Genomic DNA, 21,894 nt, shown 5'->3' on the forward strand with positions numbered 1-21,894 from the left:
GTGGGAGAAGACTTAATTGAGACTGACTATTCGTCTTCCAAACGATGTTGCTTTTCATACCTTTAAGATACGAAAACCAATACTTTTTTTAAAATCTAAAACAATAAAAAAGAGACTGCCTTTTTAGACAGCCTCTTTTTAGTTTACTCAATTATTTTTTATATATTAATTTCTAAGTTCAAGTAATAAGTGCAACACGAATATTTAAAACAAAAACAACCTGTAATTATGAAAAATACCCTAATCATTATTGTTATTATTTTATCTTTAAATGCTTGCCAATCATCAAAAAAAGAATCCCATACAGACAAAGAAGTTTGGATAGATCTTTTTAACGGAAAAGACCTTACGGGCTGGGATATTAAAATTGCAGGGCACGAGGTTAACGACAATTATAAAAACACCTTTATTGTTCAAGATAGTATGATTAGAGTTAGTTATGATAACTATGATAATTTTGACAATAAATTTGGGCATATGTATTACCATGTGCCATTTTCATATTACAAATTAAGTTTTGATTATAGGTTTACAGGGGAGCAATTAGTAGGAGGATCAAAATGGAATGTTAGAAATAGTGGTATTATGCTACATTCGCAATCTGCTGCTAGTAATGAGATTGGTCAAAATTTCCCAGTATCTATAGAACTTCAATTGCTTGGTGGATTAGGTACCGAAGACAGAAACACTGCCAATGTTTGTACTCCGGGAACGGCAGTCGTTATGCAAGACACTATAAACTTTTCACATTGTATAAAATCTAATTCTGCTACTTATCACGGCGACCAATGGGTTCATGTTGATGCTACTGTTATGGGTGGAGCCTCTATGGAATTTATTGTTGAAAATGATGCGGTACTACGTTTTGAAAACCCACAAATAAATGGTGGTTTTATTTCCGAAAAACAAGAGGGTAAAGATTGGGATAAAGCCAACATTATAGAAGATAAAGAACGTTGGATTTCTAAAAAAGGGACTCTTTTAACCGAGGGTTATATTGCTTTGCAAGCAGAAAGCCATCCTGTAGATTTTAAGAATTTAAAATTATTAAATCTTTGTGGTTGTATGGACTCTACGGCTGTTAATTACAAATCATACTATGTGAAAAGCGACCCTAAGCAGTGTAAATATTAAAATTTACTTTTGGTTGTTTTTAAGCATTTTTAAATACATCGTTTCTACCTTGGTTCTTGCCCAAGGCATTCTTCGTAAAAACTTTAAACTTGATTTCACTGATGGATTATCTGTAAAGCATTTTATTTTAATAGTATAACCCATATATTCCCAACCATAATGGGCCACAAGCTCATTGATAATTTGTTCAAGTTTTATACCATGTAAGGGGTTGTTGGGCTGCAATTCCATTATAAATTTTGGACTAAACTTTTAATTTTTACAGCCTTCTCAAAATGATCTAACTTATGGGTCTTTATCCACCAAGTGGCGGCTTCCATGAGTAATTCTGGATTATCGTTTTTATTCTTGAAAAAGGCATAAAAAGAAACACCAACATTTTCACCTTTGGAAGCTATTTTTTTATCGCATACTTCAATAATTCTATCTTTCAGAATTTTTTGCATGTTTTTATGTCTAATTTCTTCTATCATTACTGCGTTTCGGACGCCTAGAATTACCAGTTCTATTAGACTGTGGATTTCTGCTAGAATTACGGGATTTATTAGAGTTTCTAGAATTACGATTTTGCCTACCTTGTCCTTGTTTTATTGGCGCTGTTGATGCGTTTGGATCGGGTTCAAAACCTTCAACTATTTCAACAGGCAATTTCATTTCAATTAATTTTTCAATAGCTCTTAAAAAAGAGGTTTCATCAGCACTAACTAAAGATATAGCTTCGCCACTCGCTCCTGCTCTACCTGTTCTTCCTATTCTATGAACATAATCTTCAGAAATATTCGGTAATTCAAAATTAATAACATGTGGCAATAATGGTATATCCAATCCACGTGCAGCAATATCAGTTGCTACCAGTACCCGAACTTTACCCGTTTTAAAACCCGCTAATGCTTTTGTTCTTGCGCCTTGACTTTTATTTCCATGAATAGCCGCTGCAGTTATTCCTGCCTTTATCATTTTTTCACATAGCTTATTAGCCCCGTGTTTAGTTCTGTTAAATACTAAGACTTGTTTCCAATTACCTTCAGAAATTAACTTAATAATCAAACCTGTTTTTAAACCTTTAGCGACTCTGTACACTTTCTGAGATATAGCTTCAACAGTAGTGTTTTCTGGTGTTGCCTCAACTTGAACGGGATTATTTAAAATACCATGTGCTAACTTTTTAATATCTTTTGAAAAGGTTGCTGAAAACATCAAGTTCTGACGTTTTTCTGGCATAGATTTTATTACTTTTTCAATATCTCTTAAAAAGCCCATATCTAACATTCTATCGGCTTCATCTAAAACAAAGATTTCAACACGCTTAAGCGATAATAATCCTTGATTTTGTAAATCTAATAAACGCCCTGGTGTAGCGACCAATATATCAACCCCTTGACGAATGGTTGACACCTGTGGTTTTTGATTAACACCTCCAAAAATAACAGCGCTTCGCAAGTTTAAAAACTCGCTGTATTCTCTAACATTAGCGTAAACTTGCGCTGCCAATTCTCTTGTTGGTGTTAAAATTAAAGCACGAATCGGTCTATATTTTTCTTTCGGATTTTCTGAAAGTATATGTAAAAGTGGTAATGTAAAACCTGCTGTTTTTCCTGTTCCTGTTTGCGCTGAAGCTAAAACATCTTTCCCATCTAAAACTGGAGGAATTGCTTTTTGTTGAATAGGACTTGGGGTTGTGTATCCTTTTTTGCTAACTGCTTTTAGCAAGGCTTCGGATAAGCCTAAAGATTGAAATGACATATATTTTGTTTATGAAGACCCTTAGTGGGCGTTTGAGATAACAAAACATAATGTATTCTACCTCCTTCTTATTATTAAAACGCAAAGGTACATCTAATTTTCAATTAATTCCTCAGAAAAACTCACGATACTGCATTACTCGAAAATCAAAGGTATTAAACTCTAGGTTTTTAGCTTTTAGCTGTTTATAAAGTGGCATCCTACTTATGGAAATGTTGGCTGCGCCAGAGCCTGAGGTTAGAGATACCGTTTTTATAATTCGGTTTGATTGGAGAGATTGCTTCGTTTCACTCGCAATGACGGGTAGTTTAAATTTGTGAATTCTCGGTACCTCATTAGAAACCAACTCCAGTTTTAAATTATACGTTTTCAAACAATCCTGTCCTAAATAAATTTTAGGCACACTAACATTCACCATTTTACTGATTTTATCCTTTGTTTTATTGTTTTTTCAAAAAAGAACCCCCTGTATGTATTTATCTGGCGGAGGTTGCTCTTTCGCAAAAGGATTATCGATCCATTTATGTAGATCTACTTTGACAAAGAGATTTAGCCTTATAAAAGCGACTAAATTTGATAGATACCAACTGTGTTTTGCCTGGGTTTTTAGCGCCTTCAAGATCAGTATTGTTATCAATGCAGTCCATATTTGTATCATTACTGAGTTATGGCTTGTTCCTATGAAAGACTTGATGTGCAGCTGTTGTTTTATATCCCTAAAAAATATCTCAACCTCCCATCGAGCCTTATAAAGCTCTGTGATAGTGTTTGCTGTCCAAGACATTTGGTTTGTAATCACTTCTATCGTTTGTTGATTTTTTTCATCCCATAATGCGACTCTGCGTAGCTTTGTGGGGTATTTTTCTTTTGTGTTAATACCTGTAAGCTCAATAATCTCATCTTTTAGGACGTGTTGGTGGCGCTGCTCTGGCAGTTCCAGTTCTTTTAAGGTTCTAAATTTTATATTGTCCTTGTGCCTGACCACAAAATAAACCCCATTGCTATCCCAGACATTTAAGAGTGAAAAATCATTATAAAACCTATCAGCAACAATGACGCTCCCTTTTAATAGCGGGATATCGTGAGCTCCTTTGTTGTCTGCTGTTTTGCCATCGGTTATATTTACATAGGCAGGTAAGTGACCATCATAGTCAAGCAATGTGTGCATTTTTATGGCTCCTTTTTTTGTTTTATACCTTGCCCAATCAAATAGGTTCAGACAAAGACTTATGGTAGTGGCGTCAAGCAAGAATATTTTTGACTTTATCTTGAAGTTTGTTCGTTTAAAATGGGCTTGCTGTCCTAAACTCTCAAGCAAAACATAATAATAATCCCTAAAAAGTTCCCAACTCCTGTTTTTGTTCTGATAGCTTAAAGTAGATTTTGAGGGTGCTTTAAGCATTCCTAAGTGATTAAGATTACCAGTTGCAGAACGTAATCCGTTACTGATATCGCGTAAAGATTGACTATTGGCAAATTGACAAAAAAGCATCGAAACTAGGTGAGACCAACTGTCGAAGCCTTTATGGTGCTTATTGCTACGATGTGTCTTTACTAATTTCTTGAATTTGGAAGAGTCTAATTTTGAAATTATCTGAGAAAACAAAGTTATATTTGTCATAGGAGAAAGGTGTTTTTTGTGTTGCACCACAAAGATAACTTTGCGGAACAAATTTCCCTTTCTCTTTTATTAAACGTTTAGGACGCTATTGGTTTTCAAATGTCTTCTAAAAAAATATTCGGGTCCGTTTTTACTATTTCCTCCCGTAAACAAAAGCATATCTATGTTTGGAAACTCCTTTAAATAACCAATAACATCTCTGAGTTTAATATTTTTCATACCTAAATCTGAAGCATCAATTATATCGCGTTCTGCACTTTCAACAATATCACAAATGCCTATTTTATTTTTAACTAAAAATGCTTTTCGCTCTTCAATAGCTTCTATTGAATTATCGTAACGGAAATTTAAATTGTAAATTTTATCTATAAACAACCAAAGCGAGTTGAAGCAACTTCCATAACAGAAATCCACATCGTTCTCTAAAAGCGCTCCTTTAGAGAACCTAGGTGGCGGTAAGGTACCAACAATTAGTTTGGTAGTATCTTTTTTGATGAATGGTTTATAGGGGTGTTTATGTTTATACATAGATTTGATTTGGCTTTCTACCTCAAAATGATTATATTAAGTTAGTTAAATATAATAAGATTCCCTCCTAATAGCTATCGGGATTCAAGGGCATAAAAAACACTTAATTTATTATGGGAAAAGGCGATAAAAAAACAAAACGAGGCAAAATAAACAGAGGGACTTTTGGTGCAAGACGACCACGAATTAAAAAAAGACGTTCCATTGAAACTAAAATTGGTGTTGGTAATAAGGCTAAACCTAAACAGGGCTAGTCAAGTGCTTTTAGAAGCTTGCCAACCTCAAGAATAGTTGCTCTATAAATACGTTGGTTTGTTTTAGTCATGTGGCTTGATTCTGTGGAAATATCATTTAAAATTTCTTTAGCATCTTCTATTTTCTTAATGTTTATTAGAAACTTAGCTAGTACAAGTCGTTCATCATAAAACGAATATCTAACATCAATCTGTCTTAAATTGGTCTCTGCGTCTTCCATTTTTCCCAATTGTTCTAAGGCTAATCCATATAAAAACTGGGTTCTAGATTTTTTATATTCTGGATGATTGTTAATTTTTTCAGCATAAAAAACAACCTTATCAAAATCTTCAATATTAAAATAAGCTTCTATCAGCTGTCTTGTAGCGTATAAATTATTTTGAGAGTTGTCTTCTAAAGCTTCTAAATACTGGGGAATCGCATTATTATAATCTTTGATATCTAAATACGCATCCGCTAGATTTAATCGATTTTGATAAGTATCTGAAAACTCTAAGCGCTTTTTTAAATCTTTAACCTTTTTCGTTGGATTAATAACCTGTGCTATGTTACTGGTTATTTTTTCTGCATCAGGCTTATTATAAACTTGAGTGATTAAATAGATTGCACAACCTATGGGTCCTAAAAATAGAATAACAAACCACCAATAATAGGCATTCCTATTTGTATAAAGGTGGTATAAGCAATACACTTGAAGTGCAATGATTAAATAATACATAAAACTTATCTTGTAAAAACCAATTCGTTGCCTTTAGATAGCGCTTCACTAAACCCATATTCCATATAATTAAAGCCTTTTAAATCGTCTATAGTTTTAGCATTAGTATCTACAATATATCGTGCCATAGCGCCACGAGCTTCCTTAGCAAAAAATGAAATAACCTTATACTTACCGTTTTTAAAATCTTTAAAATTAGCGGTTATTACAGGCACTTTTAAAGCTTTGGTATCAATTGCTTTAAAATACTCGTTACTGGCAAGGTTTAAAAACAACTCATCGTCTTCAAGCTCTTGGTTTAATGCGTTTGTGATATCTTTTTTCCAGAATTCGTATAAATTTTTATTTTTTCCAACGGTTAATTTTGTTCCCATTTCTAAACGATAGGGTTGCATTAAATCGGTTGGTTTTAATACGCCATATAAACCTGAAAGAATACGCACTGTGTTTTGAAGCGTTTCTATTTTTTCTTGTGGAATCGTGTAAGCATCTAAACCTCTATACACATCGCCATTAAAAGCATATATGGCAGGTCTTGCATTTTCTGGAGTAAAAGGTAATTCCCAATCTTGATTACGCTGATGGTTTAATTGCCCCAAAGCATCAGAAATACTCATGAGTTTTGATAAGCCTTTTGCCGATTTTGTTTTAAGCAATTTATTTAAACGTTCTGATTGTGATAAAAAATCAGGTTTGGTAAACTGCGTTGTTGGCAATGGAGTTTCAAAATTTAGTGACTTTGCTGGAGATAATACTAGTTTCATGAATAATACTATTTTTTTCATTCCCTCCTTTCGTCTACGCTCAAGATAAACTTCGTCGGGAATCTCTGTTTTCTTTACATCCCAAATTTACGATTACTAATCTACTTTAAAAATTTATGCTTAGAATTATTTGTGATGTGGTTATAGATTGAATTGATATACTTGACATTGTAAAAATTTTCAACTAACTTCGTTTAACGTTGGATATAAAACATTAAAACGATTTCATATCCTTAAAAACATTAGCCACAAGCTGAACCAAGAACTAAATTTGTACCTTTGACCTCTGAAATAAAAAATATTCTTGAAAGTAGAACATAACATATCTCGATTAAAGCACTTACTGAAAATGTACAAGCTTTCAGTATCTGACTTTTTATCGAAAATCAGCGATGGATTAAAACGACCTATCTCTGAAAAAGATGTTTTTTCCGAAAGAATAGAAATTGGACACTTAAAAAGAATTGATAAACTTTTTGAAAAGGGAATTCATTATTATTTAGACCCAAAAGCACCTGAAAATTCAAAAGAAGCGAGTGTCTTTTTTAGAAAAGAAAATTTTGGAACTGACTTAAATTTCAGAGCTAAAAAAATAGTTAGCCAATTTGAGGAACTGAAAATATCTATTTCTGCTATTGCCAAATTAGCAGAATTAGACACAAAAAGAAAAATTCCAAAATTCAGCATAAAAGACAATCCAGAGAAAGTAGCTAACGAGTTTAGAAAAATTCTTTATCCAAGTTTCACATCTAAACGTAGGGATTTTCTTAAAGCACTAATTTCAAAGTTTGCAGAAAGTAACATTTTAGTTTTTGAGTTTGTAGAAACTCACAACAGAAAAGAGAAAGCGAATATTGATGGCTTTTTTCTTAAACCAAATGTTATTGTATTAAAAAGACATCAATCCTTTAGAAGAGAAATATTCACGTTAGCTCACGAACTAGGTCATTTTTTACTCAACAAAGAAGAAATTGAATTACTCGATTATAATGTAATTGCTGACAAACATTTGTCATCTATTGAAAGATGGTGTAATGATTTTGCTTATTATTTTTTAGTCGGAGAATATGGAGAAATGCTTAAAAATATTGAACCTGCAAAAGCTTCAAATGATTACCATTTTGATTTAATAAAAACAGTTTCTGAAAACACTCATTTGAGTCAAATCGCCTTATTTACAAGGTTATTATTTAAAAATCAAATTAGTCAATCTAACTATAACAAAGTAAGGAATGACTTTGAAGAACAATTCAAAAAATTTCAAGAAGAAAAAGATAGAGAAAAGGAATTACAAAAAGAAAAAGGTATTAAAATAAGAGGTTCAGTTGCACAACCAATTTCTTCGCCTTTATTTATATCAACAATTCAAGCAGCATTTTACGAAGGAATTATAAACGAATACGACGTTTGTAAGAAACTGAATATAAAGCCTGAAAAATTAGATAAATTTATTCAATGATAGTAGTAATCGATACAAGTTCTTTGTTGTCCTTGGTTCGTTACTACTTACCATTTGACCAAAATAATAAGCTTTTTAATTTCATCAAGAAAGAAATACAAAATCACAACATTATAGTGATTGATGAAGTATTAAACGAATGCAAAATGGTTTCTGGAAAATTGGTTGTGAAAAAATTGGATTTTTTAATTGACAAGGACTTTTTAAAAGCACATAAAATTCCCGTTAAAACGGAGAATTTAATTCCACCTTCACCTAAAAAATTCTACAATCTTGTTGATAACAATTTTATAACGACTAACGCTAAAAAATTAAATAGTGCTCAATTTGAACAGCGAAAAAAGGAATTTTTAGATTCAGCAGACGCACGAATGATTATTTATTTGCTAACTCAAATCAGCAAAAATTCATTTGAGAAAATCATTCTTGTTACAGAAGAAACAGAAGGAAGTAATGACTTAAAGGCTTTCAAAAAATTACCAGCTATTAGTAAGATTTTAGACATTGAGGTAAAGACGTTACCTGAACTGTTGGAATTATATACTGATATAAACTTCTCGTTTGAATAAGAAAAGCCAGTGGCTAACACCGGTAACCGTTGCACAACACATTAGAAAAGATTACACAAATTGATAAACACCTGATTTTAAGCGTTTTTAGTTTTTATGAATTCTTGATTTTGTTCAAAATATAGGTTGCTTAAAACCGATTATATGGAGTCTCATTTTGCGATTTATATTACAACAAATAAGATTCATAGCTCCCGCTATACTTTGGTGGCTATTTTTAATAAATTTTAAGTATTTCTTTAAATTATATGCTATTGCAGAAAGATGCATGCATTTATTGGCTTGCTTCAAACCTAAAGTATTCACTTTTCCCATGCCTAAAAACTGAGTGAGTGTTCCAAAAACTGGCTCTACTGTGCTTTGTCGCTTACCTTTCATATAACTTCCTTTTTTGCTGTTTACCCTAGCTATGTTACGTTCATATTCAGGTCTATAGTAAGTAATAGTAAACTTTTTCTCTTGTGCCGTTTTCCCTAAACAACTACTGCGTATCGGGCAATCTATACACACCTTTTTTGAGCCACGGTATTCCTTTTTTTTCGTATGGTTCTTCTTCTCTATAAACACCTTTTTAAAAGGAATAGTTTTTCCTTGGGGACAGATATAGCAATCTTCTTTTTCTTTGTAAACAAAACCATCGGGACCACCCTTATAAGTACCATGTGGTGGAATATAGCTCTCAATATTTTGGCCCTCTAAAAAAGCATAGTTAGCGCCACTGCTATAACCCGTATCTGCAATACAGGTATCCATCTTAAGTCCCGTTTGCCATAAGCGCCGTTGAACGCGCAATACAATGTCCGATAGTTGCTGGCTATCTTTCCCATCGGCATGGTATGCCTTAATATCGCTTATCACGTGGTGTGCCGTGTCTACAGTAAGTTGGCTTTGGTAATTTAACTTTCTTGCCTTACCGGGTTTTACACTGATACGAGCATCGGGATCGGTCGGACTGTAATGCGTCTTATTGCTCGTGTAGCGACTTCCTTTATTGCCTGATCCAGGACGGTGGTTCTGATCCTTTGACCACTTTTTATTCCTGCTTGTTATCGCTTGAAGTTCACCTGAACTGGCGGATAGCGTCTGTTGGGACACAGGTGCTTTATTAGTCTTGGCACGTCGGATGACGTCTGGTTTATCCCTATTGCTGATATGGCGCACCTCTAACAAGTGAGACGCCAAATCTGCTTCTGGAACTTTCAGTTCCAAACTGTCCATGGACGCATTCGCCTTTACGGGAGCGGAATCTATAGCTTGGGTATGACCGCTGACCATACCTCCTGAAACACACATTTTAAAGATATGAGTAAAGAGACTCTCAAAAATGGATTCCGGATAGAGCTGTCGCGTTCTGCTTATCGTAGAGTGCCAAGGAAGCTCTTCATCAATATCGTAACCTAAAAAATACAGAATATCAAGCCGCATGCTACAATGCATTATAAGCTTACGATCACTTACAATATTCTCTAAATAACCTACCAAACAAAATTTAAAAAAAACGATAGGGTCGATGCTCTTTTGCCCACAGGAACCATAATAGATTTGGGTCTCTTTATGTAAAAATTTTAAATCTAGAACCTCTGATAATCTGCGGTAAAAATTGGCTCTCGGAACTCGTGCGCTCAACTGGAAAGTGTTGAACAACTTTTCTTGAAATATTTTGTTGCCTTGCATTACTAAATATACGAAATTTCTGTATATTTAGCAAGGCGTTGTGCAACAGGCACACCGTATATAATTTATTGCTAGTTCTAGCCTACTTACGAAAGTCCTCGCGGACTTTCTATTTGTGTTTTATTTGCTAACTTTAGTGCTTAAACCACGCAACAAACCATATACAAACACGATAAACGAACTTACACAATTAAGTTAAAATTTTCAAATCAGTTATTCAGCTTGCGTTAAGGATTGTAGCGGCATCCTTTTTAAAACCTGATATACAAAAAAATTGATAAAACTAAAATTAAGCAGATTGCCACATCGCACACTCCTCGCAATGACGTCTTAAAAAGATATAGCGGAAAGCCTGACCCCTTTTCGGGGTAACGCCCAAATTAACAAAGTAAATATCTATCTTTTATGAGATTCCTGCTGGAGTTTACCTTTAGTGGAATCGAAAGGCAGTAGTTTATAGCTCCTGATTTTTAGTATAACCACGCCATTTCTCAATACACTGTTGGATATCGTCTGGAATGGGAGTTTCAAAACGCATAAACTCGCCTGTTGTAGGATGCTCGAAACCCAAGGTTTTTGCATGTAGTGCTTGCCTTGGTAGAATCTTAAAACAGTTATCTACAAACTGCTTGTATTTAGTAAATGTGGTACCTTTCAGCACTTTTTCGCCACCGTAGCGCTCATCGCTAAATAGGGTATGCCCAATATGTTTCATGTGCACGCGAATTTGGTGCGTGCGCCCCGTTTCCAGCTTGCAAGACACTAAGGTAACGTAGCCTAAACGCTCTATAACTTTGTAATGGGTTACAGCTGGTTTGCCTCTATCTGCTTCATCATTAAGAAACACGGTGTTTTGAAGTCGGTTTTTAGGGTGTCGACCAATGTTGCCTTCTACAGTACCTTCATCTTCGGTCATATTTCCCCAAACTAAAGCAACATATTCGCGCTCGCTGGTTTTATTAGCAAATTGAGCCGATAAATGCGCCATGGCTTGTTCGGTTTTTGCAACCACTAAAAGTCCGCTGGTATCTTTATCAATTCTATGCACCAATCCTGGGCGTTCACTAGAGTTGTTTGGTAAATTATCAAACCTATGGATTAAGGCATTTATCAGTGTGCCAGAGTAGTTTCCGTGTCCAGGATGCACCACCATACCTGAGGGTTTGTTAACAACTAGAAGGTTGTCATCCTCATAAACCACATCAATATCAATATCCTCGCCAACCAATAAATTCACAAAAGGCGGATGCGAAAACAACACTCTAATCTTATCAAAAGGTTTTACTTTGTAATTGGATTTTACAGCCTCATCGTTTACAAAAATACAGCCTTCTTTTGCTGCAGCCTGAATTTTATTTCGGGTAGCATTTTCAACAAAATTCATTAAATATTTATCAATACGTAAAGGTGCTTGTCCCTTATCTACAGTAAATGCATGGTGTTCGTAAAGATCGTTTTCGTCTGGTAATTGCGGTGTGTAGTCGTCCATTATTTAGGGTCTGTTGCCATTTCCAAGAACCAAATCTATAACAGAGGTTCTAGCCAACTTATCGCCAGCTTTTAGTGTATTTCCTTTATGGGTTAGCTTTAAAACCATGTCTTTTCCAATATTATCTACATATGTAATCTTACCAACTTTAAAGCCTAGAGCCTCAAGCATGGGTTTTACCTGTCTGTATGTTTGGTCTATTACACCCTCTGGAATATTCATTTTTCTGTAACCAGAAGGGTTAAGCGTAATGTATATTTTCCTATCCTCTTTAACCTTTGTTCCTGCTAAAGGTTCCTGTTCTATCACAGAAAACTTTGGGTAATCCGGATTATAATTCGCAGAATCCTGAATTTTCATCACCAAATTATTATCTTTCAACTCCAATTCTGCAACACTTATAGATTTCCCTCTAAGCTCCGGAACGGTTTCAAAATCACCATGATTAGTTGTCGTGTTCAACCATTTTAACATGATAAAACACAGCACAACTAAAGCAACAATTGCCAATACAAGTTGTTTCAAAAAAGTTTTACTGACAAGAAATTTTACAATGCTCATGTATAGAATTTTCAATTAGGCAAATATATAAAAACAGAACTGTTTTTTCTTTTGCAATATATATGATATTTTAGCTTAACTAATAATAGATACGTTTTATTGTCGTTTTTTGGTTGTAAACAAAGCGCATTAGTTTTTAAGTTTTATGTTTTGGGCGTTACCCGAAAAGGGTCGGGCTTTCGGCAGTCGCTCTCTGCGAGGAGCTTCAACAAATGCCTCAATCCCTAACGCAAAGCAGTACTCCATTTAAACTTTAAAACTAAGTTTCATGTTTATATTATTTTATAAAGGCATTTTAAATAAAAGAAGTCATTAATGAAAAAAAACATCGCCATCATCATGGGTGGATATTCTAGCGAATACAAAATCTCACTAACAAGCGGAAATGTGGTTTACGAAACACTCGACGCTTCAAAATACACCCCTTATCGCATTCATATTTTTAAAGATAAATGGGTTTATGTTGATGAAGAAAACATGGAATTCCCCATTGATAAAAATGATTTCTCAATAAATGTAGGGAGCTATAAAGTTACTTTCGATTGTGTTTTCAATGCCATTCATGGCTCACCAGGAGAAGACGGTTTTATGCAAGGGTATTTCAACTTATTAAATATCCCGCATACCAGTTGCGATATGTATCAAGCGAGTTTAACCTTTAACAAGCGTGATTGTTTAAGTGTTTTAAAACCTTACGGTATAAAAACGGCAGAATCATTTTACCTAAACCTTGGCGATACCGTTAATGAAAATGCTATTGTATCCAAAGTAGGTTTACCTTGTTTTGTTAAAGCCAATAAAGCCGGAAGTAGTTTTGGAGTTAGTAAAGTCCATAAAAAAGAAGATTTGCAAAACGCCATTGATGTTGCCTTTAAAGAGGACGATGAAATTATTATTGAATCTTTTTTAGATGGCACCGAAGTTTCTGTTGGTGTAATAACCTATAAAGGCGAAACCAAAGTATTACCCATTACAGAAATAGTTTCTGAAAATGATTTTTTTGATTATGAAGCAAAGTACTTAGGGAAATCTCAAGAAATTACACCGGCACGATTAACCAAAGCACAAGAAGAAAAAGTTACTATAGAAGCTAAAAAAGTTTACGAAGTTTTAAAAATGAAAGGCTTTAGCAGAAGCGAATTTATTTTTAAAGATGGTGAGCCGCATTTATTAGAAATGAACACCGTTCCTGGTTTAACCAGAGAAAGTATTTTGCCACAACAGGCTGCTGCCGCAAATATATCGTTAGCTGATTTGTTTGATAATGCTATTGAAGAGGCTTTGAAGAGCCTCCCTTAATCCCTTAGAAGGAGGGAAACTGTTATACAAACCCAAGTAGACAAAAAATAGAATTGTATATTTACAACTGTATTAATTTCTCCCCTTCGGGGAGATTAAGAGGGACTTTTCAATGAAACGAGCATTATTTCCGGGATCTTTTGACCCCCTAACATTAGGACATTACGATATTATAAAACGTGGCGTAACTTTATTTGATGAAATTATTGTTGCCATTGGCGTAAATGCAGATAAAAAATATATGTTCTCACTTGAAGAACGGAAAAAATTTATTGAAGAAGCTTTTGCTAACGAACCCAAAGTAAAAGTAGTTGTATATAAAGGTCTTACTGTTAATTTTTGTCAAGAAATTGGTATTGAATTTATTCTGCGTGGACTAAGAAATCCTGCCGATTTTGAATTTGAAAAAGCCATTGCACATACCAACAGAGACTTAGCGCCTATTGAAACGGTGTTTCTTTTAACCTCGGCAGATACGTCTTACATCGCGTCTTCTATTGTGCGCGATGTGATTAGAAACGATGGCGATTATACTAAGTTGGTGCCAGATAATGTTCGGGTGAAATAGTTCAAAATGTATCTATTGCGTCATAAAAACCTTTAAAAGCTTTGGGTTGTAAAGACGGATTTTAATTTCAATTACAAAAAAACGCTTTAATAGTCTTTAATAAATCTAGGATTAAGAGGCTAAAATTGAAGCTAATAAAAATACAAACCATTTCTAGTTGGGAATACGCTAGTAAAAAATCATTTTACAAGGTTAAAAAACAACTAAAAAAAAAAACAGATAGCCTAACCGCTAACAATATTAAAACTTATATTCTGAAAGTCCTTTAGTAAATCTTTCTGGGTTTTCTGCTAAGTGGTAGCGTGGATCGTCGATATCTTCTACAATAACTTCTCTAAATTTAGGACTGGATTTGTAAAGTAGAATTTTACAGTCTTCACTTAAGTGTTTAAGCTTAATTTTCTTACCAGCTTCTTCGTATTTATTTACCAAATTAGAAATAGCTTCTATAGCCGAATGATCACTTATTCGTGATTCTACAAAATCAACTTCAACATGGTCTGGATCATCTTTAATATCAAATTTCTCGTTAAAAGCGATGATAGAACCAAAAAATAAAGGCCCCCAGATTTCGTAAACTTTGGTGCCATCTTCTCGTAAACGCTTGCGTGCACGAATACGTTTTGCATTTTCCCATGAGAACACCAAGGCGCTAATAATAACCCCTGCAACTACAGCAATAGCTAAATCGAAAATAACAGTTAGGGAAGACACTGCAATTAAAACAATAACATCGCTTAAAGGGATTTTATTAAGAATTCTGAAACTACTCCAAGCAAAGGTACCAATCACTACCATAAACATAACACCTACTAGAGCTGCTATTGGTACTTGCTCTATAAGTCCGGATGCAAAAAGGATGAATATTAACAGCAATACTGCGGCAACAATACCTGACAATCTGCCTCTACCTCCTCCTTTTATATTTATAAGTGATTGTCCTATCATGGCGCAACCTCCCATACCTCCAAAAAATCCAGTAACAATATTAGCACCACCTTGTGCTAAACATTCCCTATTCGTGTTACCTCTACTCTCGGTTAACTCGTCGACTAGATTTAAAGTCATTAAAGACTCTATTAAACCAATGGCTGCAAGAATTAAGGCATAAGGAAATATGAACTTAAATGTTTGAAGATTAAAAGGCACTTTACTAAAAATATCTGTTTGAAACTGAGGTAATCCGCCTTTTAAACCTTCTCCGCCTCCATCACGAATAAAACTTCCTACGGTGGCTACATCTAAATTTCCAAAAATCGCAATTCCTGATACTACCAAAATCGCAATTAAAGCTTCGGGTAATTTTTTGGTTAGCTTTGGTAACCCAAACATAATCCCCATGGTAAGTCCCACTAAGCCTAACATAATCCATAATTTATCACCTGAAAACCAATCGCCATTAACATCTTTAAACATGCCTAATTGCGATAAGAATATCACAATAGCCAATCCGTTTACAAAACCCATCATTACTGGGTGAGGAATTAATCTAACAAATTTACCTAGTTTAAAAACACCTGCTAGCATCTGGATAATTCCCATTAAAATAACTGTGGCAAACAAATAGTATAAACCTAACTGTTCACTAGCTTCGCCCATCGCATTTCCTTCTGCAACCAAACTTACCATAACTACTGCCAAGGCTCCTGTTGCACCACTAATCATACCTGGTCGACCACCAAAAATTGAGGTTATTAAACCAATCATGAATGCCGCATACAATCCAACTAAGGGATCTACACCAGCAACAAATGCAAATGCTACAGCTTCTGGAACCAATGCTAAAGCAACGGTTATTCCACTTAAAATATCATTTTTGGCATTGGCTGCGCGCTTTCTAATAAATTCAGTCATGATTGTTTTTTTGAAGGTGCAAATTTAAACTTAATATATTGGCGTGCAAGGGAGAAGGATTATAATTTCCTTTTCTAGGATACTATAACGTTTTAGTGATTTACAATAATTCTTTTTGCAACCAGATTAAAGCTGCATCTATTTCTTGAAACATTATAATATTACGATGAATATTTCCATTGATATTGATTAGGGTTTCAGTTGACATTACCGCCCCACTAGTATTAGCTACTATAGCGATAGATTTGATGTTGTTTAAATGAACAATATTTTTTTGAGCTTCAAACGTATAAGAATAAGAATTCTTTTTATTAATTAATAAACCTATAGGAGTATCTAGGTTGTTTAGTAAAAAATCATGAAATTCATCTACTAAAACTTCATCCATAACAAAACCTTCGTCAACTATAATTTCAGCTAAGTTATTTTGTAATATAGTAATTGTACCAAATGATAGTTTATGACTACTCATAATTTATTTTGTTTAAAGAGAGCATCAAAAAACACATTCAAATTAAATAATCTTGTATAATAGCAGTTACTATACTAATTTAAGCTTTTATTTATATTATTAAGTTACTTAAGGCGTAAATTATGAAGAAATTGTATTTTTTTAGCAATATAGTGTAGCTCTGTATGAAAAGTATTAAACACCAATCATATTGTCAGTTTTTTGAAATATGCTATTTTTCTATTAAAATAGTTTTACACCAACAACTTAATATTAGCATATGAATTCTTAAGAGCTTCCTCTGATTGAGCCTTATTTAACCAAGCTACTTTAGTTATGCCTTCATTTTCTTGAGCATGTAATTCACCATCATAAATAGTTTTCATTTCAAACCAGTAAGTAATCTTTATTCTATAGCGACCATTACGCTTAAATATATGATAAGTAGTGTCTAATGGTTTTGAGATTTTTAAGCCTTTAACACCGGTTTCTTCTTCAACTTCTCGTATTGAAGTTTCCTCTATAGTTTCTTTCTTTTCAGCTTTCCCTTTAGGTAAATCCCATTTATCATTTCTGTATATAAAAAGTATTTCTCCTTTATCATTATAAACTTTACCGCCGCCAGCAATAACATTTGGAAGTTTCTTTAAAAATTTTTTTAAAAGTTTCTTTGGATTTTTATGAATTAACCGAACTTCACTTAAAGATGTTCTATTAAGCTTTCTGATAACTTTTGCCATATTTACTGTTTTTAGTAAATAATTTTTAAAGTTATCTTCTTTCTCAACTACGGTGGTTAAAATTATTGGCTTATCGCCAACAAAAACTTTATACATCGTTTTTATGATTAACAATTTTAATATGGTAAAAATATCATTTTTAGTTACAAACTATGCATAGTTGAAAAAATTATTTTTACATATTATAAATAACAGTTTCTATCATTTAAAAAATGGTACTAAAACAATAAAGTCGCTACATAAGCAGCGACTTTATTAAAATAAACAAATCTTCCTTTTTTTATTTCTTCACAATAATTTTCTTAGTTATTGTTCTGTATTCAGAAACAAATTGAACTAAATACATACCAGAAGTAAGCCTTCTTGTGTCTATATTTTGTAAACCAAATTCTAAATTTCTAGCTATTCCAGACACTATATTTCTTCCTCTTATATCTATGATACTATAATTCATAACCTCATTTTCAAATAACTCTAATTCAACTTTTAGCGTATTTACAACTGGGTTAGGGAAGAATTTTGATTTGCTGTTTGTAGCAATAAAATCTTTCTTAAAAGCTTCATAACTATCGTAGTTATCTACAAATCTATCCATATCAAAGTCGTTTCCGCCTCTTGCTGATGCGCTACTATTTCCTCTATTGAAATATTTGTTAAAGAAGTAACAGAACCATTTTGAGCCTATCACCAAGTTTATAGCGCCTTTTGCATCAAGAGATGCGCAAATATTGTTAGACTTTATCAAATTAACCACATCAAAACCTGTAGTTTGACCTGGCACAACAACTGACAAGTCTAAAGTTTGAGGATTATAAACTAGACTATGAATTCTATAAAAACCTGCATGATTTACTTCAAATTTAGGCGCTTCAGATACTTTTAATATAGTTAAAGAATAGGCCTCTGTCAAAACATATAGTTGTTTATATCCATTTGGTATAACTGGTGTTCTATTGGTTTTAGCTGAAATTATAGCTCTCCCATTAGATAAACAACTGATTGGGTTTTTAGAATACATAGTTCCAGAAAAAGCGTTACACTTAGCAGTATCTTCTTCTACTGTAATTGGTGCGCCTGTAACATCTAATGCCGCACATAATCCGTTTGCTCCTACAAGACCTAATACATCGCCGCCTGTGGTGGTTCCAAATTGTACAACACCTAAGTTGAGGTAGTTCGCGCTGTCTTCGCGTCCGTCATAAACTAAGGTGTGAATGGTATATAATCCCGCTTCGGTTACCGTGAATTCTGGGGTGCCATTCACCTTTTCGATAACTAAATTGTTACCTGATGTTAATACAAATATGCTGCTATATCCGTGTGGGATGTTGCTATTACCATCGGCTGTGGCACTTATCATGACACTGTCGCCTGTTAAAGTTACCATGCTTGAGGTGGCTTGTAAGGTTCCTGCATCTGCGGTACAGTCTTCTACACCAAACGTAAAGAAAACCGTTTTGGTATCACAATGCAAGAATCCAAAATCAATTTTAAATAAAGAGGCAGTTAACTTATATCTACCATTACCAAAATTCCAGGGCTTGTTTCCACCTGGCAAGGTATAAGGCAAGGTATTTTCTAATATCTTATGCTTAGTTCCTGTATCTAAATTCTCTAAGGTATATCGAACGCTTTGAGAATATCCATCAACTCGTAAACTCACATAGAAATTATCGGGTAAGTCATTAATATCAAAACTATTCCCATCAGTGAGTCCCATTGACTCATGTCCATTAGTAAACTCAAATCCTACAATTTCTCCGCAGTTAATTTCATCGTCCGGTGTAATAATTGCATAAGATTGACTTGAAAACAGTAATAAAGTGAAATAAATTAGGTATCTAAATTTGGTTGTTTGGCAAGATAGTTTTGATTTCACAATACTTTTGTTTAATTTGTTTGATATAAAATTAAACAAAATAACTTTTTGTTTAATTTTTTTAATAATACTTTAAACAAAAAAAAGAGCGCTTTATCGAAAAATCATAATTATTTGTAGTTATTTACACATATTAATAGATGCATAAAAGCTATTATATGATTAATATTACAAGCACTATAAAAAAATTAACTGTAGAAAAAAAAATTATTATAAGTCTTTAATGAGACACTTAAATTTAAATTTATGTTTAATTTTGCCTTATGATTTTTGACAAAGACACCGCTAAAAAAACCGCCGAAGTTTTATTACAAATTAATGCTATAAAACTTAGCCCTCAGGACCCCTTTACTTGGGCCTCTGGATGGAAATCTCCAATTTATTGTGATAATCGTATTTTGTTATCCTTTCCACCTATTCGCAATTACATACGCGAAACTATGGGAAAACATATTGAAAAAGAATATGGTAAACCCGATGTTATTGCTGGTGTTGCAACAGGTGCCATAGGTATCGGTATACTAGTTGCCGAATATCTAGGCTTACCTTTTATTTATGTTAGACCAGACGCTAAAGGCCACGGGCGTAAAAACCAAATTGAGGGTTTTGTTGAAAGTGGACAAAATGTTGTAGTTGTTGAAGATTTAATAAGTACAGGAAAAAGTAGTTTAAATGCTGTAAAAGCTTTGAAAGAAGCTGGAATCAATGTAAAAGGTATGGTTGCTATATTTACTTATGGTTTTGATGTAGCTACAAAAAATTTCGAAGAAGAAAATATCCGTTTAAATACTTTAAGTAACTATAAAAATTTACTTGAGCAGGCATTAGAAACTCATTATATTTCAGAAAAAGAGCTAAAAACTTTATCAGAATGGAATACCAATCCTAGTAAATGGAATGCTAAATGATAGTAAAAAAAGTATATTGTTTAGTTGTAAAGTCTTTAATATCTTCAATTAAACAACTTAACAAATAATAACTTAAGAGTATATGAATTTAGAATCTCCAAAAATTAGTATAAGCAAATCTCCAGAAGAGGTGTTTAACTTTTTAGCTGATATAAAAAACTTTGAATCTTTAATGCCTGAAAACATAAGCAAATTTGAAGTTTTAGATGAAGACAAATTTCTATTCGCATTAAAAGGCATGCCAGAAATTATTCTTAAAAAGAAAGAGGTTATTCCTCCAAACAAAATTGTTTTAGGTGCAGCTGGAGGAAAAATAGATTTTTCACTGATTGCAAATATTAATCAAATAGATGCTTCTTCAAGCGAAGTAAAATTAGACTTTACAGGCGATTTCAATCCAATGATGGCGATGATGATTAAAAGCCCTATTAGTAAATTTATTGAAACTTTAGTTACAAGTATTCCTAAAGCCATCTAATATAATAGTTTGATTTCTTTTAGGTTAAATACTTTCAAAATACGATCTTCTAGCAAGACTTGAAGATGCCCTGAATCAGAAACACCCTTGATAAAACCAGAAAACATTGCACCTTCAGCATTTATAAATGTTGAAGGTTTATTTTTTCTAAAAAGAAGCGCTTCATATTCATCTTTTAAAACATCATACTTTTCATCTTTCAATAATAAAAAATAAGGTTTCAGATTATCTAGAATAGAAATAATTAATTCATCTAATTTATATTCCTTTCCTGATATTAATTTTAAAGAAGACGCTTTTGGTAAATTATCGAACGTAATTTGATTCACATTTAAACCAATACCAATAACGGAAGCATTAATGCTGTTCTGTTTTATGACAGTTTCAATCAAAATACCACATATTTTTTTATCTGCTGACAAAATGTCGTTTGGCCATTTTATACTTAATCGAGGAATTGAAAGCGCTTTTAAAACTTTTAAAATTGACAAAGTTACTACAATACTTATATAGAAAGGGACTTCAAAATTAAAGCCAGATAACTCTTTAAACACACTAACCGTAAGGTTTTTTGAAACCTCTGAATTCCAACTAGCACCCATTTGACCTCTACCCTGTGTTTGATTTTCTGCTATAACAGCTGTGTAATCATCAACAGATTCTGTAGCACAAAGCTTTTTTAAGTAGCTATTTGTAGAGTCGGTGGCATTAAGTTTGATTATACGCATATACAAGTTATTAAAATACTCTAAAATCTTATGATTATTTTAAAGTATAAAGAACTAAAAAAATAATAACTTTGCACAAATTAAATATAATTAATGGCGAAAGAAAAAATAAGCGCAGACCAATTAATATCAGTAATAATCAGTGGGATTGAAGATGTTAAAGGAAAAGAAATAAACATTTTAGACTTAAGAGAGATTGAAAACACGGTTTGCGATTACTTTATTATTTGCGAAGGAACTTCAAATACCCAAGTAAACGCTATTGTAAACTCCATTCAAAAGAAAGTAAGTAAAACGCTTAAAGACAATCCTTGGCATACTGAAGGCGCAGATAATGCTGAATGGGTATTAATTGATTACGTAAATGTTGTTGTGCACGTGTTCCAAAAACATATAAGAGAGTATTATGATATTGAGAGCCTCTGGGGCGATGCAAAAACAACAGTTATAGAAACAAGTTACTAAAAAAAAGAA

Annotated in this window: 23 protein-coding genes and 2 pseudogenes; 9 read left to right on the forward strand and 16 right to left on the reverse strand. The window is 33.3% G+C overall.

All coding sequences use genetic code 11. The annotated features are described in order from the left end of the window. The first annotated feature begins 228 nt into the window (after window positions 1-228). A complete protein-coding gene (locus tag P8K68_RS04650) occupies window positions 229-1,134 on the forward strand; it encodes a DUF1080 domain-containing protein (RefSeq protein ID WP_300248493.1) in 906 nt (301 codons plus the stop codon). Window positions 1,135-1,137: 3 nt separating this feature from the next. On the opposite strand, the gene P8K68_RS04655 is transcribed toward P8K68_RS04650, so the two are convergent. From P8K68_RS04655 to P8K68_RS04680, 6 genes and pseudogenes are all read right to left on the reverse strand, one after another. After that, entirely contained in the window at window positions 1,138-1,365 is a 228-nt protein-coding gene (locus P8K68_RS04655) for a VF530 family protein (RefSeq protein WP_300248495.1), read from the reverse strand. Further along, window positions 1,365-1,580, reverse strand: a complete 216-nt coding sequence (locus P8K68_RS04660; RefSeq protein WP_300248496.1) for a DUF6500 family protein — start codon at window positions 1,578-1,580, stop codon at window positions 1,365-1,367. The genes P8K68_RS04655 and P8K68_RS04660 overlap by 1 nt, the downstream gene beginning before the upstream one ends. 10 nt (window positions 1,581-1,590) lie before the next feature. Next, entirely contained in the window at window positions 1,591-2,877 is a 1,287-nt protein-coding gene (locus tag P8K68_RS04665; RefSeq protein WP_300248497.1) for a DEAD/DEAH box helicase, read from the reverse strand. 112 nt (window positions 2,878-2,989) lie between these two features. Beyond that, window positions 2,990-3,250: pseudogene (locus P8K68_RS04670) on the reverse strand (uracil-DNA glycosylase family protein); the annotation flags it as partial. 78 nt (window positions 3,251-3,328) lie between these two features. Then, window positions 3,329-4,498, reverse strand: coding sequence for an IS4 family transposase (locus tag P8K68_RS04675; protein WP_300248498.1), 1,170 nt, complete (start codon window positions 4,496-4,498; stop codon window positions 3,329-3,331). Between the two features lie 90 nt (window positions 4,499-4,588). Next, window positions 4,589-5,026, reverse strand: a pseudogene (locus P8K68_RS04680) (uracil-DNA glycosylase family protein); the annotation flags it as partial. Window positions 5,027-5,139: 113 nt separating this feature from the next. Here P8K68_RS04680 and P8K68_RS04685 point away from each other — a divergent pair. Further along, window positions 5,140-5,280 carry a 30S ribosomal protein THX gene (locus tag P8K68_RS04685; protein ID WP_300248499.1) on the forward strand — a complete coding sequence of 47 codons (141 nt, stop codon included), beginning with the start codon at window positions 5,140-5,142 and terminating at the stop codon, window positions 5,278-5,280. Here P8K68_RS04685 and P8K68_RS04690 read toward each other — a convergent pair. Continuing rightward, on the reverse strand, window positions 5,277-5,999 hold the full coding sequence (locus P8K68_RS04690; RefSeq protein WP_300248500.1) for a hypothetical protein: 723 nt from the start codon (window positions 5,997-5,999) through the stop codon (window positions 5,277-5,279). The two genes, P8K68_RS04685 and P8K68_RS04690, sit on opposite strands and share 4 nt — an antisense overlap. 5 nt (window positions 6,000-6,004) lie before the next feature. After that, window positions 6,005-6,763, reverse strand: coding sequence for a peroxide stress protein YaaA (gene yaaA / locus P8K68_RS04695; RefSeq protein WP_300248501.1), 759 nt, complete (start codon window positions 6,761-6,763; stop codon window positions 6,005-6,007). Window positions 6,764-7,067: 304 nt separating this feature from the next. Here yaaA and P8K68_RS04700 point away from each other — a divergent pair, with 304 nt between their 5' ends. Then, the gene (locus P8K68_RS04700) at window positions 7,068-8,222 is read left to right on the forward strand and encodes an ImmA/IrrE family metallo-endopeptidase (RefSeq protein ID WP_300248502.1); all 1,155 of its coding nucleotides are present in this window, start codon (window positions 7,068-7,070) and stop codon (window positions 8,220-8,222) included. Beyond that, window positions 8,219-8,791, forward strand: coding sequence for a DUF4411 family protein (locus P8K68_RS04705; RefSeq protein ID WP_300248503.1), 573 nt, complete (start codon window positions 8,219-8,221; stop codon window positions 8,789-8,791). The genes P8K68_RS04700 and P8K68_RS04705 overlap by 4 nt, the downstream gene beginning before the upstream one ends. Before the next feature lie 114 nt (window positions 8,792-8,905). On the opposite strand, the gene P8K68_RS04710 is transcribed toward P8K68_RS04705, so the two are convergent. The 3 genes from P8K68_RS04710 to P8K68_RS04720 all read right to left on the reverse strand — a co-directional run bounded on the left by P8K68_RS04710 (window position 8,906) and on the right by P8K68_RS04720 (window position 12,515). Further along, window positions 8,906-10,465, reverse strand: coding sequence for an IS1182 family transposase (locus P8K68_RS04710; protein WP_300248504.1), 1,560 nt, complete (start codon window positions 10,463-10,465; stop codon window positions 8,906-8,908). 454 nt (window positions 10,466-10,919) lie between these two features. Continuing rightward, the gene (locus P8K68_RS04715) at window positions 10,920-11,954 is read right to left on the reverse strand and encodes an RluA family pseudouridine synthase (RefSeq protein ID WP_300248505.1); all 1,035 of its coding nucleotides are present in this window, start codon (window positions 11,952-11,954) and stop codon (window positions 10,920-10,922) included. A gap of 3 nt (window positions 11,955-11,957) precedes the next feature. After that, window positions 11,958-12,515: a PASTA domain-containing protein gene (locus tag P8K68_RS04720; protein WP_300248506.1), complete on the reverse strand. Its 558-nt coding sequence runs from the start codon at window positions 12,513-12,515 to the stop codon at window positions 11,958-11,960. Window positions 12,516-12,830: 315 nt separating this feature from the next. Here P8K68_RS04720 and P8K68_RS04725 point away from each other — a divergent pair, with 315 nt between their 5' ends. After that, window positions 12,831-13,814, forward strand: a complete 984-nt coding sequence (locus P8K68_RS04725) for a D-alanine--D-alanine ligase (protein ID WP_300248507.1) — start codon at window positions 12,831-12,833, stop codon at window positions 13,812-13,814. Window positions 13,815-13,926: 112 nt separating this feature from the next. Then, window positions 13,927-14,382: a pantetheine-phosphate adenylyltransferase gene (gene coaD / locus P8K68_RS04730; RefSeq protein ID WP_300248508.1), complete on the forward strand. Its 456-nt coding sequence runs from the start codon at window positions 13,927-13,929 to the stop codon at window positions 14,380-14,382. Window positions 14,383-14,622: 240 nt separating this feature from the next. On the opposite strand, the gene P8K68_RS04735 is transcribed toward coaD, so the two are convergent. From P8K68_RS04735 to P8K68_RS04750, 4 genes are all read right to left on the reverse strand, one after another. Then, entirely contained in the window at window positions 14,623-16,236 is a 1,614-nt protein-coding gene (locus P8K68_RS04735) for a SulP family inorganic anion transporter (protein ID WP_300248509.1), read from the reverse strand. A gap of 100 nt (window positions 16,237-16,336) precedes the next feature. Beyond that, window positions 16,337-16,708 (reverse strand): hypothetical protein, encoded by a 372-nt coding sequence (locus tag P8K68_RS04740; protein ID WP_300248511.1) that lies wholly within the window; start codon window positions 16,706-16,708, stop codon window positions 16,337-16,339. Window positions 16,709-16,941: 233 nt separating this feature from the next. Further along, window positions 16,942-17,523 carry an NUDIX domain-containing protein gene (locus tag P8K68_RS04745; RefSeq protein WP_300248513.1) on the reverse strand — a complete coding sequence of 194 codons (582 nt, stop codon included), beginning with the start codon at window positions 17,521-17,523 and terminating at the stop codon, window positions 16,942-16,944. Between the two features lie 184 nt (window positions 17,524-17,707). Next, a complete protein-coding gene (locus tag P8K68_RS04750) occupies window positions 17,708-19,306 on the reverse strand; it encodes a T9SS type A sorting domain-containing protein (RefSeq protein WP_300248515.1) in 1,599 nt (532 codons plus the stop codon). 263 nt (window positions 19,307-19,569) lie between these two features. Between P8K68_RS04750 and pyrE the strand changes: the two genes are divergently transcribed. After that, window positions 19,570-20,214: an orotate phosphoribosyltransferase gene (pyrE, locus tag P8K68_RS04755; protein ID WP_300248516.1), complete on the forward strand. Its 645-nt coding sequence runs from the start codon at window positions 19,570-19,572 to the stop codon at window positions 20,212-20,214. Window positions 20,215-20,296: 82 nt separating this feature from the next. Further along, window positions 20,297-20,692 (forward strand): SRPBCC family protein, encoded by a 396-nt coding sequence (locus tag P8K68_RS04760; RefSeq protein ID WP_300248517.1) that lies wholly within the window; start codon window positions 20,297-20,299, stop codon window positions 20,690-20,692. Here P8K68_RS04760 and P8K68_RS04765 read toward each other — a convergent pair. Next, the gene (locus P8K68_RS04765) at window positions 20,689-21,420 is read right to left on the reverse strand and encodes a biotin--[acetyl-CoA-carboxylase] ligase (RefSeq protein ID WP_300248518.1); all 732 of its coding nucleotides are present in this window, start codon (window positions 21,418-21,420) and stop codon (window positions 20,689-20,691) included. The two genes, P8K68_RS04760 and P8K68_RS04765, sit on opposite strands and share 4 nt — an antisense overlap. A gap of 93 nt (window positions 21,421-21,513) precedes the next feature. On the opposite strand from P8K68_RS04765, the gene rsfS reads away from it, so the two are divergent. Next, on the forward strand, window positions 21,514-21,885 hold the full coding sequence (rsfS, locus tag P8K68_RS04770) for a ribosome silencing factor (RefSeq protein WP_092851508.1): 372 nt from the start codon (window positions 21,514-21,516) through the stop codon (window positions 21,883-21,885). Window positions 21,886-21,894: the final 9 nt, after the last annotated feature.

The organism is Algibacter sp. (assembly GCF_029245835.1).
In the GTDB taxonomy this organism is placed as follows: Bacteria; Bacteroidota; Bacteroidia; order Flavobacteriales; family Flavobacteriaceae; genus Algibacter_B.

Excerpts from the sequence above, each read along its gene's own strand:
- P8K68_RS04650 (WP_300248493.1), top strand. The coding sequence starts at position 229 with ATGAAAAATACCCTAATCATTATTGTTATTATTTTATCTTTAAATGCT.
- P8K68_RS04655 (WP_300248495.1), bottom strand. The coding sequence starts at position 1,365 with ATGGAATTGCAGCCCAACAACCCCTTACATGGTATAAAACTTGAACAA.
- P8K68_RS04660 (WP_300248496.1), bottom strand. The coding sequence starts at position 1,580 with ATGCAAAAAATTCTGAAAGATAGAATTATTGAAGTATGCGATAAAAAA.
- P8K68_RS04665 (WP_300248497.1), bottom strand. The coding sequence starts at position 2,877 with ATGTCATTTCAATCTTTAGGCTTATCCGAAGCCTTGCTAAAAGCAGTT.
- P8K68_RS04675 (WP_300248498.1), bottom strand. The coding sequence starts at position 4,498 with ATGACAAATATAACTTTGTTTTCTCAGATAATTTCAAAATTAGACTCT.
- P8K68_RS04685 (WP_300248499.1), top strand. The coding sequence starts at position 5,140 with ATGGGAAAAGGCGATAAAAAAACAAAACGAGGCAAAATAAACAGAGGG.
- P8K68_RS04690 (WP_300248500.1), bottom strand. The coding sequence starts at position 5,999 with ATGTATTATTTAATCATTGCACTTCAAGTGTATTGCTTATACCACCTT.
- yaaA (WP_300248501.1), bottom strand. The coding sequence starts at position 6,763 with ATGAAACTAGTATTATCTCCAGCAAAGTCACTAAATTTTGAAACTCCA.
- P8K68_RS04705 (WP_300248503.1), top strand. The coding sequence starts at position 8,219 with ATGATAGTAGTAATCGATACAAGTTCTTTGTTGTCCTTGGTTCGTTAC.
- P8K68_RS04710 (WP_300248504.1), bottom strand. The coding sequence starts at position 10,465 with ATGCAAGGCAACAAAATATTTCAAGAAAAGTTGTTCAACACTTTCCAG.
- P8K68_RS04715 (WP_300248505.1), bottom strand. The coding sequence starts at position 11,954 with ATGGACGACTACACACCGCAATTACCAGACGAAAACGATCTTTACGAA.
- P8K68_RS04720 (WP_300248506.1), bottom strand. The coding sequence starts at position 12,515 with ATGAGCATTGTAAAATTTCTTGTCAGTAAAACTTTTTTGAAACAACTT.
- P8K68_RS04725 (WP_300248507.1), top strand. The coding sequence starts at position 12,831 with ATGAAAAAAAACATCGCCATCATCATGGGTGGATATTCTAGCGAATAC.
- coaD (WP_300248508.1), top strand. The coding sequence starts at position 13,927 with ATGAAACGAGCATTATTTCCGGGATCTTTTGACCCCCTAACATTAGGA.
- P8K68_RS04735 (WP_300248509.1), bottom strand. The coding sequence starts at position 16,236 with ATGACTGAATTTATTAGAAAGCGCGCAGCCAATGCCAAAAATGATATT.
- P8K68_RS04740 (WP_300248511.1), bottom strand. The coding sequence starts at position 16,708 with ATGAGTAGTCATAAACTATCATTTGGTACAATTACTATATTACAAAAT.
- P8K68_RS04745 (WP_300248513.1), bottom strand. The coding sequence starts at position 17,523 with ATGTATAAAGTTTTTGTTGGCGATAAGCCAATAATTTTAACCACCGTA.
- pyrE (WP_300248516.1), top strand. The coding sequence starts at position 19,570 with ATGATTTTTGACAAAGACACCGCTAAAAAAACCGCCGAAGTTTTATTA.
- P8K68_RS04760 (WP_300248517.1), top strand. The coding sequence starts at position 20,297 with ATGAATTTAGAATCTCCAAAAATTAGTATAAGCAAATCTCCAGAAGAG.
- P8K68_RS04765 (WP_300248518.1), bottom strand. The coding sequence starts at position 21,420 with ATGCGTATAATCAAACTTAATGCCACCGACTCTACAAATAGCTACTTA.
- rsfS (WP_092851508.1), top strand. The coding sequence starts at position 21,514 with ATGGCGAAAGAAAAAATAAGCGCAGACCAATTAATATCAGTAATAATC.